The organism is Morganella morganii H1r, assembly GCF_000633515.1.
In the GTDB taxonomy this organism is placed as follows: Bacteria; Pseudomonadota; Gammaproteobacteria; order Enterobacterales; family Enterobacteriaceae; genus Morganella; species Morganella morganii_B.
Genome location: NZ_AYMP01000006.1, coordinates 132475 through 145422 on the forward strand (window position 1 = coordinate 132475; position 12948 = coordinate 145422).

Sequence of the window (12948 nt, forward strand, 5' to 3'; positions counted from 1 at the left end):
CGGATGGCAGATGTTCAGACCGCACTGCATCAGGCAGCGGCCCGGCAGGATCACAGTCAGTTTTGTGCATTGATAAATCACTGTATTCACGGTATCGACCGGTTGTGCAGTACACAGCTGCAACAGGTGCTGCATCACCCGGACTTTTGTGCGCTGGAAGCCCGCTGGCGCAGTCTGCGTCATCTCACTGCCGGGGTTTCATCATCCCGGCGGGTGATTATCCGCCTGCTGGATCTCGCCTGGCCGTCACTGGCCCGGGAGCTGAATACCGCGTTTGATATCCGCCATACACTATTGTACCGCCTGCTGTATCAGCGTGAGCTGAATACGGCGGGGGGACTGCCGTTCGGGCTGCTGCTGGTGGATCACCAGATGGTGTTTACCGGCGGCGGTGAGTATGACGAACTCTATACCGCCACCCGGCTGGCGGAACTGGGCGAGGTATCGTTATGTCCGGTGATCACCGGGACTGACCCGCATTTCACCGGGGATGACCTGCACTGGTTTTCGGCAGATCAAAACAGAATTGCCCGGATTTTGAGCAGTCCGGATTACTGTCTGTGGCAAAAGTTACGTTGTCACGAACAGGCGCGCTTTTTATATCTCGCACTGCCGCGTTTTTTGCTGCGTTATCCGCATAAAACACCACGCTGCGGCTTTGTTTATCAGCCGGACAATCACTGCGGCGGGGAGTTATGGGGTAATGCTGCCTGGCTGGTGGTGATAAATGTTATCCGTGAATTTGAGCGGATCAGCTGGTTCGGTTTTCTGCGCAGCTATAACAGCAGCGGTACACAGGGTGCGATTGTGGCTGCACTGACAGGCGGGGACAGCCTTACGCCGCCGGAGATTATCACGGAAACCAATCTGGCCTGTGAGCAGGATAATTTCTGGGCAGAACAGGGGCTGACGGCCTGCACTTCGCTGTATCTCAGCGGGCAGTCCGGTTTTTTCAGTTATTACAGTGTCTGGCAACCGCCGGAGCCGCGCTGGCGGCAACTGACGATGCTGCCGGTGAATCTGATGGCGTGCCGGTTTGCTCATGCTATCCGGATACAAATCCGCGACAAAATCGGTAATTTTGATTCTCTGTCTGCCTGTCAGCGCAGCATTGAAAAGTGGCTGAAACGCTATGTGAGTGATGTGGATTACGGCGAGGATGCCATTATGGCTGATTATCCGCTGCGCCGCGCGGCGGTGGTGATGAGTGCGGACCCGGCGGATCCGACCCGCTATCAGTGCCGTATCTGCCTGCAGCCGCAATATCAGTACGATATCAGCGAGGCAAATGTGGATCTCACACTCTGGTTTTCGCGGCCGCAGGGAGAGGTGTTGTCATGAGCCTGCTGGAAAGATTGTGCCACGAGGCGGATGCACCGCCGTATCAGCCCTGCACAGAGCATGCGGTTACGGCACATCTGTACCGGCTCATCAATGCCCGTGCGCCGGTCTGGGCAGGCGGCAGAAAAAGCAGCGGTATCGCCGGGTTCGGCCAGAGCCATCTGCTGCGGGCGCAGGGAAAATTTCATCTCACCGCGATCACTCAGGAAATTGAAAGCCTGATCCGCTGCTATGAACCGCGGTTACAGCAGGTAAATGTCACCATTGTGCCGCACTCATACCGGCAGCATCAGATTCATTTTGAAATAGCGGCGTTGTGCGGCGATCACGAAGTGTGTCTGCCGGTCTGCCTGGATTTTAATGCCGGACAACTGATAAACCCGGAGGCCACCGGTGCATGACAGCACACTGTACTATTTTGAGCAGCAGCGGCAGTTGCTGCTGGACGGGCTGGAAGCCTTCCGCCGTCAGCATCCGCATCAGGCGCAGTTACTGGGGATCAGCGGGCAGAGGATAAGCGATCCGCAGTTGCGGGCACTGCTCGACGGCGTGGCCTATCTGACCGGGCTGACTGCTCAGCAACTGGCTCTGACCGCACCGCAGCTGACGGAAACGCTGGTCCGCATGGTATTTCCTGATTATCTGCGTCCGGTACCGGCGCTGCTGCCGGTGGTATTTACGCCGCAGGCGGCGGCACAAACGCAGATCCTGGCGGCAGAGACACCGTTCACCACACACACGGCTGCCGGGGAAACCATTCACTGGTGCACACAGCACCCGCTGACACTGATGCCGCTGGCGATCACGACACAGCAATTTGTCCCGCAGGCGGCAGGCTATACGGAGCAGGAAGAATCCCGTACCGCTGCCTGTTCCCTGCAACTGACATTTTCGGTGACCGTGCCGGGCGTTTCCCTGTCAGAGCTGAACCTGACATCACTGACACTGTATTTTACCGGTGACGGAGATCTCCCCTGGCTGACGGATGAAGCTGTACACCGGCAGTGTGCTGCCATCCGGCTGAATGCCGGGGAAACGGGGATCTTTCTGCCGCCGGATGTGTGTCAGCGGCTGCCGCTGACGTATCGTGCAGAAGCTGAGGATGATGCACAGATGCTGCTGTATGACGCACTGTGGTATCCGGAACAGGCGGCCGGGGCGGTGATCTCACTGTCGGATCTGCTGAGGAACTGCAACGGACAGACCTTCACACTGACATTTTTCTTCCGCGACATGCCGCCGCATCCGGCGCGTTTCGCCCGTCAGGACAGCATTGCACTGTTCCGCACTGTGCTGACAAACTGTTTTGCCCATCAGAGTGAACCGCTGCGGGTATCGCCGGACAGCAATCCGCACCCGGTATGTGCGGATACCCAATCTGATGTGCTTCTGCATTCTGCTGAGGCGGTGACAGATATCACCGCATTGCCTGCACAGCCGGTGCCGCAGCTGTATCACCCGCTGATCACACCGCATTCCGCCTGCTGCTGGCAGCCGGTGTGCGGTACAGCGGGCGGGGTGACACATCTTAACTGTCTGCTGTCCGGCGAAGCGGCGGAACCGGAACCTGTCCGGCTCTGGGTGATACACGGGCGCGGAATTCAGGGTGATCGGGCGGTGGCCGCTGCCGGAGAAACCGTGACACCGCAGCAGGCTGATCCGCTGATGTATCATGCGGTTGCCGCTCAGCGGGCAATGCGGCTGCCGCTGCCGGTACAACAGGATCCGTGCGCGCTCTTTTTGCGGCTCCGGCAGACCCGGTTATCTGATCTTACTGATTCTCCGGAAGTGCTGAAGGCACTGTTGTCGCTGTATGACCGGCAGAACTCGCCGGTGATTTCCGGGCTGATTGCCGCTGTTGAAGCGATCGCATCCTCGCCCGGCGTCACGGTGCGTTTTTATCATCACCTGCCGCTGACCATTCCGGGGCAGCATATCACTGTCACACTGGCACAGCATACCCCGGTGGCCGGAACCGCTTTTTTTGCCGCGCTGCTGGAGGCGGTTTTCACGGCGCTGAGTGATGACCATGAATTTATTCAGCTCACACTCCACCGCCGTCATGACTGCGGGGCGCTGTATCACGGTCCGCTGAGCATAGCCGATGAACCGTTCTGACCGGCCCGGCCTGCTCGGTACCGGCGGAGTGCTGCCGCGTTATATCACCGGAACGGTGGCGGAATATGCACAGGCTCATCAGCAGACCGCCCCGCAGGATTTTTTTCTGGTTTTTGATACTGTCTGCCGCCGGTTACAGCAGGCGGCAGACAAGCAGCAGGCCGGGAAATCTGCTGCTGACTTACCGCTGACAGGGCTGATGAAGACACTGCTGCCGGAACCGGCACTCTGTTATCCGGCGGCAGCACAGGTATGGGGCGGAAATACCCGGCTGCGGGTACTGAGCAGGGCGGCTTCCGCCTTTTTTGCCTGCCGCACGGAATTTCAGTATGCCCCGCCGGTCCGTATGCCGTATCACCCGCCCGCCGGAAAAGAAAATTGCCTCGGCGGCGGTGCCATGATTGGCACACACTGTTATCTGCGGGCAGTGCATCTGCGTGTGCAGGTGTTTGCTGATCCGCTGCAACCCCGTGACCACTGGCAGCCGGGCGGGGAATATCATCATTACCTCGGGCAGTTTATCCGCACTTTCTTCCGCCGTCCGCTGACGTTTACTGTCATTTTCCGGACGGATGACACCCGCATGATACCCGTGCAACTCGCCGCCATGACATCACGGCTGGGACGAAATACCCGCCTCTGACAAGGAATGACTATGCTGACTATCGATTTGCATCAACTTATCCGCCGCTTAACACCGCCGCTGATGACGGCACTGGAGGATGCGGCACAGGAATGCGTCCGCCGCCGTCACCGCGCGGTCACACCACTGCACTGGCTGCTGGTGATAGCGGGCTGCCGTGAGCTTGCCTGGTGTGGGGCACCGGCGGATAACAGTGCACTGCAATACAGCCTGAATGATGCGCTGGCGCTGCTGCCGCAGGCGGCGGATGCCTCCCCGGTGTTTGCGCCGGAACTGACAGAACTGCTGAAACAGCTCTGGCTGCATGTCTCGCTGAATCAGGGCGGACAGCACATCAGTGAGATCCATATTTTACAGCTTCTGCGCCAGACGGCATGCAGCGGTATCCCGCCTGCGGTGACGGCATGGGCGCAATCGCTGGATACACAATGGCTGGCACAGCAGATAGCCGCACTGCCGCAGGCATCTGCTCCGCCGGCTCCGGGCAGTACCGGTGGTGAGACACTGCTTTCCGCGTATGCCCGCGACCTGACTGCCCTGGCGCGGGCTGGAAAACTGGATCCGGTGATTGGCCGTGACAGTGAAATCCGTCAGATCCTCGATATCTTCTGCCGCCGCCGCCAGAACAGCCCGATTATGGTCGGTGAGGCCGGGGTGGGAAAAACCGCGATTGCCGAAGGGCTGGCTCAGGCGATTTGTGACGGCAATGTGCCGGAACGTCTGCGCGGCTGTGAAGTGTGGGAACTGGATCTGACCGCATTACAGGCGGGAGCGGCTATGAAAGGGGAATTTGAGCAGCGCCTGAAAAACCTGCTGGCGGAGATCCGTTCCGGCAGCGCAGAAAAAATCATCTTTATTGATGAGGCGCACACCCTGATCGGTGCAGGCGGTACGGCAGGACAGGGGGATGCAGCCAATATTCTCAAACCGGCGCTGGCAAGAGGGGAATTCAGAGCCCTGGCGGCCACCACCTGGTCTGAATACAAACAGTTTATCGAACCGGATCCGGCGCTGACCCGGCGTTTCCAGCCGGTAAAAATCGCCCCCCCGGATGAAGCCACCACCCTGACCATTCTCCGTACCCTGAAACCGGTACTGGCGCAGCATCACGGCCTGCCGGTGACGGACGCGGCCTGTGAGGCGGCGGTGCGGTTCTCGGTCCGCTATCTGCCGGAACGGCATCTGCCCGATAAAGCCATCAGCCTGCTGGATACCGCCTGTGCCGGATTATCGGTTTCGCAGTCGGTGACCCCGGACAGTGCGGCAGAGGCGGTGGATGACAACCATATTGCGGCAGTGATTGCGCTGTGGACCGGCATTCCGGCCGGGCATCTGGCGGCGGATGATATTTCCCGCCTCAGCAACCTGGAAGCCAAGGTCGCGGAGCGGGTGATCGGCCAGACCGCACCGGTGGCGGCGCTGGCTCAGGCTATCCGTATCGCCCGCAGCGGACTGAATAACCCGCAGCGGCCACAGGGTGTTTTCCTGATGTGCGGCCCGGGCGGTACCGGAAAAACCGAAACCGCGCTGGCACTGTGTGAAGCCCTCTGTGGTGACGAGCGGCGGATGGTGACGCTCAATATGACCGAATTTAAAGAGCCGCATAAAGTATCCATGCTGCTGGGTGCCCCGGCGGGCTACACCGGTTACGGCAAAGGCGGGGTGCTGACTGAAGCGGTGCGCCGCAACCCGTACACTATTTTACTGCTCGATGAGATGGAAAAAGCCCATCCGGCCATTCATGACGTGTTTTATCAGATTTTCGACAAAGGCCGTATTACAGACAGCGAAGGGCGGGAGGTCGATTTTCGTCACACGATCATCATTATGACCAGTAATGCGGCAGAACATGAAATAACCGCACACTGCTGTGATCAGCGTCTCGGGGTGGCAGAACTGGTGCCGCTGATTTTCCCGGCGCTGTTACGTCATTTCCGGCCATCGTTTCTCGGACGCACCACCATTATTCCGTATTACCCGCTCAGTGAAACGGAAAGGGCGGCAATTGCCCGGCTGTCACTGGAAAGAGTGGGTAAACGTATTCATGAAACCTATCAGTGTGAGTTCGGTTATTCAGATGAATTAATTAGTTATCTGTTATCACTGCCTTATTCAGCAGAAACCGGCGCAAGAGCCATTGAGCAGGGGGTAACGGGTAAACTTCTGCCGCAGATTGCCGAAGCCTGTATTGAAAAACGCAGACAGCAGGCAGCCATTACCCGGGTTTTATTATCAGTCACGGATAATAACCCTGCTGTTTCTATTGATTAACATCAGGAACACCGTTATGTCATTGACGATTCGGATAGTAAGCGCACCGGAGCACAGCAACACGCTGCCGCAATACTGCTTTGACGGCAGAGACGGCACCATCGGGCGTGACGCACAGGCCGATATAGTGCTGGATGACCCGCATTCCCGTATTGAGGATACACACGCCACATTCCGCTGCACGACCGGCGGTTATATCCTGACAGATACCAGCCGTGACGGGGTTTTTATCAATAACCGGCCTGAAGCACTCGGGCACGGTACCGGCTATCTGCTGCAGGACGGTGATATGCTCGGCATCGGGGCGTTCCGGCTGCTGGTGTCCTGCTTTTCCCCGCTGAGCTGTGCGCCGCAGCCGCTGAATACCACCGAAGAGGAAACAGCACTGCGCAGTTTGTTTACACCGGCGGATGATAATACCTGTTTTGATGATGACCCGTTCCTCGCCACCGCACCGGTGCAAAAACCGGCACCGTATGATATCCGCTATCGTTTTTCGGCAGTGGCACGGCCTTACGGCAGTCCGGCGCCCGCACCGGAACCTGTTGCGCAACCGGAGACTATACCGCAACCGGAGATTGTGCCGGTGATCACCGCACCGCCTCCGGTTATTTTACCGCCGGAACCGCCGCTGCCGCCGGCACTGACCGGTGACAAACTGGCGCTGCTGCAATCACTGCTGCCGGAAATCAGTCAGGCACTGAGCGCGGCAGCGGAAAAAATCATCCGCGATATCTCTCCGCAGCACCTGGAAGCACTGCACCGTGACCAGAAAATTGCCGGGAAAATTGATTACTGGCAGACCTATAAGCGGTTTTTCGGTCAGCAGATTGCGGATGACCATCTGAAAAACAAGCTGACGGATTATTTCCGCAGTGAATTATACCCCCGGATTATTCAGTCATCATGAAACACCGTATTCCTTTGTTGATGTTTATTTTTTTGTTTCTCGGCCCGGTGTCCTGTCAGTTCGGAACATTGCCGGAAACCGGCATGTTACGGGTGCTGATCCGGGCAGAAGAAAACAGTAACCCGAATGCCGACAATCAGCCCGCACCGGTTGTGCTGAGGATCTATCAGCTCAGCAGTGACGAAATTTTTCAGCGTGAGCGTTTTATGCCGCTGTGGCAGCAGGATCAGGCGCTGCTCAAAGAACAGCTTCTGGCCCGGAAAGTGACGGAGCCGGTCTATCCCGGCAGCCGTGAAACACTGTTGCTGCAATTACAGTCCGGTACAACACATATCGGCGTGCTGGCCGGTTTCTCTGCGGCGGCGCAGGCGAAAAATAAGCAGGTGATTGCGGTGTTACCGCTGCCGCTGATGCAGGTATCACTGTTCCTGGACGGACAAACGTTGTCACTCACGGCGGGGGCAGACGATGAATCATGAAACCGCCGGTGTCTGGTGGCAGGAGGGGTTGTTTCTCCGGCCGGCACATTTTATCTGTGAGAGCCGTCTGCACAGCGATTGTCTGCGGGATGTGACACAGCAGCTGAGCGGCGGAATGGCCGGATTTTCCCGGCTGGTGACGGATGAATCGCTGACCGGAGCCGGAAAACTGACGTTGTTACAGGCGCACGGAGTGATGCCGGACGGTACACCGTTTGTTACGGATGTCCCGCTGAGTATCAGTCTGGACGGGCTGTCCGGGGATATGACCTTTTTGCTGGCACTGCCGCTGAGCAGTGCACCGGATCGCTTTACCGCAAAACCGCTCAGCGTGAGTGAAAACCGGGTGGGGCAGACCCGTGAACCGGTGATGATCAGTGCCGCGTATCTGAATCTGCAACTGAAATGTCTGTCACAGTGCCGTGACGATGAAACCGGGCTGGCGGTCGCCCGTCTGCATTGCCGGGATGGCGCCGGGTACCCGCTGCCGGCGCCGGAATTTTGTGCGCCGTATCTGTTTGTGCAGGACAATCCGTGGCTGAGCCGCCGGGCGGAGGATGTGCGGCTGCTGCTGGCGCAGCGGTTGCAGCGGCTTTACAGCACGCCGGACGGGGAAACGGCCTGCCTTCATTTACAGCCGCTGCTGACTCAGCTGCAAAGCCTGACGGCAGGGGATCGCATTACCAGCCGGGATTTTTACCGTTTCTGCCTGCATCTGCAATCCGTACTGTGTGCGCTGACCGGTGCGCCGCCGCCGGAACCGCAGCCGTGGCGTAATGAGGATCACGCCGGGGTGTTCTCCCCCTGTATTCAGTCACTGAAACAGCTTCTTGCCCCGCAGACGCGGCAGCATGTGCAGCTGCTGAACTGGGATACCCGGCTGCTGGCTTCCAGGCGTTTACTGCGGCTGGTTTTGCCGGAATCCGCTTTTGCGCAGCAGAGCCGTCTGATCCTTGAATACCGTGATGACAGCGGCGGACCGCCGGATGCGGCCCGTACAGCCCGTCTGCTGAAGCTGGCCGGAAACAACCAGATAGCGGCCTGTGTCAATAACGGGCTGACCGGCATTCCGCTGCTGTCACCGGACAGTGTCCCGGACGGGATCACGCCACATCCCGGGGCGATTTACTTTGAGCCGGATACCTGCAGCCCGCTGTGGACAGCGGATGATCCGGTTCTGGCATTACATATTGACGGCCAGTTGCCGCATGCCCGGCTGAATGCTGTTCTGATCACACGGAGGTAATCAATCATGGAAACGGATTCCGGACACAATGTGCTGATCAGCGCCGGGCAGCCGCTGCTTCAGGCACTGATTATGCTGGCGCAGGGGGGAACACCGCCGGATCTCCCCCTGTTCCGTCAGCAGATGTTACAGGGCGTGAGCCGGTTTTACCGGATTTGCACCGCCCGTCAGCTCCATCCTTCTCTGACCGGGAAAAGTGCATTTGTCTGGTGTGCCGCGCTGGATGAGGCGGTACTGAGCACATCGTGGGGAGCGGAATCGGTCTGGCAGGAACATACCCTGGCCGGCGCGGTGTTTCAGAACCGGCGCGGCGGCGAGGCATTTTTCCGCTATCTGCACCTGGCGGTACATAACCCTGTTCCGCTTCGGGATTTTCTCGAATTACAGTTTTATCTGTTATCACTCGGCTTCCGGGGGGAGTATCGCACACAGCCGGAAGCACTGGCTGCCTGTTATACCCGGTTGCGTCATATTCTGATGAACAGCAGGCCGGAAATACTGTCCGCACCACAAAGCCGCTGCACGGACCGGAATCGTCCGGTGAAACGGATCCCGCTGTCGCTGATTTTCTCCGGCTCACTGCTGCTGTGTGCGGCATGCCGGGTGGCAGCAGATCTCAGTTATCAGCAGTTATTACGGCAACTGAGTGACACGCTGACGGCCCTGTTCTGAACAACGGAGATTGGTGATGAAAATCAGAACCGCAATGCTGTACGCGCTGGTTATCCTGCTGCTTGCCGGACTGACCGCGACCGCCTGGTATTACTGGCTGACACAGGGCGGCAGTGTGCTGTTACCGGTGTTTGTTTCTCTGCTGAGCCTGTGTCTGGCGGTTTACGGGCTGATAAAAACCACATGGCGGGCAGAGCCGGATGTGCAGCAGTTACAACGGCAGCAACAGCGCTGTGAACTGCGCCGCTATCTGAAACAGACCTGCCGCCGTCTGCGGCGCAGCGGTGGTGTGTCCCGGCGGGATCCCTCCCGGATCAGCACTTACTGGTTGTTGTGTGAGGATCTGCCGCAGGCACAGTCCTGTATGCGTCAGCACGGATTTACCCCGGTGGCGCTGGAGCAGGAGCCGTTCTGCTATCAGGCGGGTAATAGGGTAGTCCGCGTCAGCACACCGGCGTGGCTCACCGGTGACGGCGGCCGGGAAAGTGCCCGGCAGCTGGTGCGCCTGAATCCGTCTCAGCCGCTGAACGGGTTTATTTTACTGTCTCCGGCTCCTGCATTTGCCGCACTCAGTGAAGAACAGGCGATACAGGCCGGTCAGCAGCATCATGCGGCCTGTACCGGGTTTTCTGTTCTGCTCGGGTGCCGTCCGCCGCTGCATCTGATGCTTCCGGGGCTCGGCAGTGTGCCTGCACTGCGCCGCTGGTTTGCCGATCCGCAGCGGGCGCAGTTTTGTTACAGCACGGATTTCAGCCGCGAGCGGAAGGTCTTGCCGGATGCCCCGTTTGCACAGTTTACCGCTGATTTAATGCTGTCATTACAGCAGGAACAATTCACCGCGCTGACAGCAGAACAGACTGCGCATAATGCGGCGGTGTTATCATTTCCCGCACAACTGGCGGCACATCTTCACCCGCGGACGCGCTATGTGGCTGCGTTACAGCACCAGTGCACAGCAGGCACACATCTGGTGCTGTCGTCGGCATTATTGTGTGCGGCGGAATGCGCGCATCAGCATGTCGCCACGCCGTTGTTTGAACGGGTCATTCATGGCCGTGATGACGTTATTTGTCAGGCACGGGAACGGCGCAGACTGATCGGCTATTGCCTGGCCGTGATGTTATGTCTGGCGGGTACCGCTGCCGCCGGGGTTTCACAATGGCGCAGTTTTTAGGAACAGAAGGATTCACTGAACGGGCAGATGGATTACCTGTCGCGTGTTGCGGCAGCACCGGCCGGAGAGCGGGTTTACCGCCTGCATCTCTTACAGCCGGTGATTACGGAAATCCGCCGTGAATATCACCGCCGCTGGTTTTCATCCTCTTTGCTGCCGCTGTACCGGGATTATCAGCAGCAGATCCGCAAGACACTTTTTCCGCTGCTGGTAAAACAGCGGGAACAGCGTCTGCAGCGGGCGCTGAAAGAATCATCCCCGCAGTTATTACAGGCTATTGACGATTACCGGCAGCTGTTTACCGATAACCACCGGGGGGAGAATATTGGTGATGCAGACAGCGGCGATGACATTATTTCCCTGCTGGATGACTATCCGGTTCAGCCACTGACAGCGGAGGAGCGCCGTTTATACCATGCCGGGCTGGTGGCACAGGCGCGGCAGAAAGTCGCGGCGTCAGATCCTGTCCGGCATCTCTATCCGGTGCTGCGGGAGCAGTTTCTCCGTAAGCATGCCACAGTGCCGCTGGCAACGTTGTTCCCGGCGGATATTACCCCGCTGTTTCAGGCGGATAACCGCTTTTTATCGGTTCCGTACACCATGACCAAAGCAGGCTATACCGCCTGGCAGGCGCAGTGGGAGGATGCGGATTTTCAGACGCAGTTTGCTGTACTTATGGCGCATTGGCCGGACAATGCACAACCGGCACCGGAAAGAGTCATTGTGCAAATCAACCGGCAGTATGACGAGGAATATATCCGCTACTGGCAGCAATTTCTGTCATCGCTGACACCGCACCGCGCCGGTTCACCGGAAGCCCTGATCGCCGCACTGCAGCTGACAGAGCAGCCGTTCAGTGATCCGGTGATGGCGCTGGTGCGGGGGATCCGCAGTAATACCACCTTTGCGGCGGCGAAAGCGGAAACGGGGCCGGATCTGAAATCCGGGCAGCAGACGGCCTCTTTGCTCGGACTGAGTAAAATCAGCAGCAAAATGAAAAAAGCAGGGCGGCTGCAATCCGCCTTCGGTAAATATAAAAAAGCGGATGAACCGGCAGGAATACATATTAACCGCGCTTTTTCTGCCTGGCACACCTTACTGACAGCGGAAGGGACACCGTCACCGGCACTGTCCGCATGGCAGCAGTCAGTGGTATCACTCCGGCAGCACTGGCAGCAGGGAATGGCATCCGCTGACCCGCAGGAATGGGGGTATCAGCAGTCCATGCACGGCGGAGAGCTGCCGGAGAACGGGCCGGGAAATATTCCGCCGCTTCCGGAGACCCTGCTGCGGCAGTGGCAGCAGACCACAGCACAATTGCAGGCTGGTCTGGCTGCCCGCTATCTCGATAAACAGTGGCAGACAACGGTGTATCCGTTCTGGCGGGATCGTCTCGCCCCTTATTATCCGTTCAGCCACAATGCACAGGGGGTAAAACCGGATGATCTGCATGCCTTTCTGGCCCCCGGTGGTGTCATGGATAGCTTTATGCAGGCTCTGCCGCCGGATCATCACAGCGACCCGTTGTATGCGGCACTGAGTCAGCCGGAAATTCAGACAGAACAACTGAGGCAGCTGTTTTATGCTGATAGCCGCACAGCACTGAATATGCGGATCTCACTGCGTCCGGTGGCACTGACGCCGCAACTGTCGGGGATCCGGCTGGCACAGGGCAATGATGCGCTGATTTATCAGCACGGCCCGGCGGTCTGGCAGGATTTTTACTGGCCGCCCGCAACCGATGCAGAGCCGCTGACGGCGGACTATTTCCGTCACGGCAAACCGGTTTACTCGGCCTCTTATCCTGGGGAGTGGGGATTGCTGCGCTGGCTGCTGACGGCGCAGTCTCAGGGACGCGCTGCCTCACCGGAAAGTGTGGTCACGGAGAACGGTTATATATTCCGCTTCCGCAGCAGAATCAACGGCAGACCGGTACTGTCACCGGCAGCGCTGTTTGCAGGTTACCGTCTGCCGCCGTCACTGCTCAGCCGGGGAAATCCCGCTGAAAATCGACAAAATTCCGCTGACCGGTGAAGGCAGTGTTCTGCCGCACCGTGGCACACTGTATGTTCTGTCAGGCTGAATAATGAGTAT

General features: G+C 58.4%; 11 protein-coding genes. All 11 read left to right on the forward strand.

From position 1 onward, the window contains the following. Nucleotides 1-3 precede the first annotated feature (3 nt). The 11 genes from U868_RS0103840 to U868_RS0103885 are packed head-to-tail and all read left to right on the forward strand — an operon-like array spanning nucleotide 4 to nucleotide 12888. Nucleotides 4-1341, forward strand: coding sequence for a type VI secretion system contractile sheath domain-containing protein (locus U868_RS0103840; protein ID WP_025152135.1), 1338 nt, complete (start codon nucleotides 4-6; stop codon nucleotides 1339-1341). After that, nucleotides 1338-1742 carry a GPW/gp25 family protein gene (locus U868_RS0103845; protein ID WP_025152136.1) on the forward strand — a complete coding sequence of 135 codons (405 nt, stop codon included), beginning with the start codon at nucleotides 1338-1340 and terminating at the stop codon, nucleotides 1740-1742. The genes U868_RS0103840 and U868_RS0103845 overlap by 4 nt, the downstream gene beginning before the upstream one ends. Then, on the forward strand, nucleotides 1735-3459 hold the full coding sequence (locus U868_RS0103850; protein WP_025152137.1) for a type VI secretion system baseplate subunit TssF: 1725 nt from the start codon (nucleotides 1735-1737) through the stop codon (nucleotides 3457-3459). Before U868_RS0103845 ends, U868_RS0103850 begins: the two co-directional genes overlap by 8 nt. Then, nucleotides 3446-4102 carry a type VI secretion system baseplate subunit TssG gene (locus U868_RS0103855; protein ID WP_025152138.1) on the forward strand — a complete coding sequence of 219 codons (657 nt, stop codon included), beginning with the start codon at nucleotides 3446-3448 and terminating at the stop codon, nucleotides 4100-4102. Before U868_RS0103850 ends, U868_RS0103855 begins: the two co-directional genes overlap by 14 nt. 12 nt (nucleotides 4103-4114) lie before the next feature. Then, nucleotides 4115-6373 (forward strand): AAA family ATPase, encoded by a 2259-nt coding sequence (locus U868_RS0103860; protein ID WP_025152139.1) that lies wholly within the window; start codon nucleotides 4115-4117, stop codon nucleotides 6371-6373. A gap of 16 nt (nucleotides 6374-6389) precedes the next feature. Beyond that, on the forward strand, nucleotides 6390-7283 hold the full coding sequence (locus U868_RS23995; protein ID WP_025152140.1) for an FHA domain-containing protein: 894 nt from the start codon (nucleotides 6390-6392) through the stop codon (nucleotides 7281-7283). Continuing rightward, on the forward strand, nucleotides 7280-7762 hold the full coding sequence (gene tssJ / locus U868_RS0103870; protein ID WP_025152141.1) for a type VI secretion system lipoprotein TssJ: 483 nt from the start codon (nucleotides 7280-7282) through the stop codon (nucleotides 7760-7762). The genes U868_RS23995 and tssJ overlap by 4 nt, the downstream gene beginning before the upstream one ends. Continuing rightward, complete coding sequence (gene tssK / locus U868_RS23390) at nucleotides 7752-9008, forward strand: type VI secretion system baseplate subunit TssK (protein ID WP_025152142.1); 1257 nt, start codon at nucleotides 7752-7754, stop codon at nucleotides 9006-9008. Before tssJ ends, tssK begins: the two co-directional genes overlap by 11 nt. Nucleotides 9009-9014: 6 nt before the next feature. Continuing rightward, complete coding sequence (icmH, locus tag U868_RS24000; protein ID WP_025152143.1) at nucleotides 9015-9680, forward strand: type IVB secretion system protein IcmH/DotU; 666 nt, start codon at nucleotides 9015-9017, stop codon at nucleotides 9678-9680. A gap of 16 nt (nucleotides 9681-9696) precedes the next feature. After that, the gene (locus tag U868_RS0103880) at nucleotides 9697-10854 is read left to right on the forward strand and encodes a type VI secretion protein IcmF/TssM N-terminal domain-containing protein (RefSeq protein WP_025152144.1); all 1158 of its coding nucleotides are present in this window, start codon (nucleotides 9697-9699) and stop codon (nucleotides 10852-10854) included. A gap of 27 nt (nucleotides 10855-10881) precedes the next feature. Then, nucleotides 10882-12888: an ImcF-related family protein gene (locus U868_RS0103885; RefSeq protein ID WP_025152145.1), complete on the forward strand. Its 2007-nt coding sequence runs from the start codon at nucleotides 10882-10884 to the stop codon at nucleotides 12886-12888. The last annotated feature ends 60 nt before the right edge of the window (nucleotides 12889-12948 follow it).

Excerpts from the sequence above, each read along its gene's own strand:
- U868_RS0103845 (WP_025152136.1), top strand. The coding sequence starts at position 1,338 with ATGAGCCTGCTGGAAAGATTGTGCCACGAGGCGGATGCACCGCCGTAT.
- U868_RS0103840 (WP_025152135.1), top strand. The coding sequence starts at position 4 with ATGGCAGATGTTCAGACCGCACTGCATCAGGCAGCGGCCCGGCAGGAT.
- U868_RS0103880 (WP_025152144.1), top strand. The coding sequence starts at position 9,697 with ATGAAAATCAGAACCGCAATGCTGTACGCGCTGGTTATCCTGCTGCTT.
- U868_RS0103860 (WP_025152139.1), top strand. The coding sequence starts at position 4,115 with ATGCTGACTATCGATTTGCATCAACTTATCCGCCGCTTAACACCGCCG.
- U868_RS0103855 (WP_025152138.1), top strand. The coding sequence starts at position 3,446 with ATGAACCGTTCTGACCGGCCCGGCCTGCTCGGTACCGGCGGAGTGCTG.
- tssK (WP_025152142.1), top strand. The coding sequence starts at position 7,752 with ATGAATCATGAAACCGCCGGTGTCTGGTGGCAGGAGGGGTTGTTTCTC.
- icmH (WP_025152143.1), top strand. The coding sequence starts at position 9,015 with ATGGAAACGGATTCCGGACACAATGTGCTGATCAGCGCCGGGCAGCCG.
- U868_RS23995 (WP_025152140.1), top strand. The coding sequence starts at position 6,390 with ATGTCATTGACGATTCGGATAGTAAGCGCACCGGAGCACAGCAACACG.
- tssJ (WP_025152141.1), top strand. The coding sequence starts at position 7,280 with ATGAAACACCGTATTCCTTTGTTGATGTTTATTTTTTTGTTTCTCGGC.
- U868_RS0103885 (WP_025152145.1), top strand. The coding sequence starts at position 10,882 with ATGGATTACCTGTCGCGTGTTGCGGCAGCACCGGCCGGAGAGCGGGTT.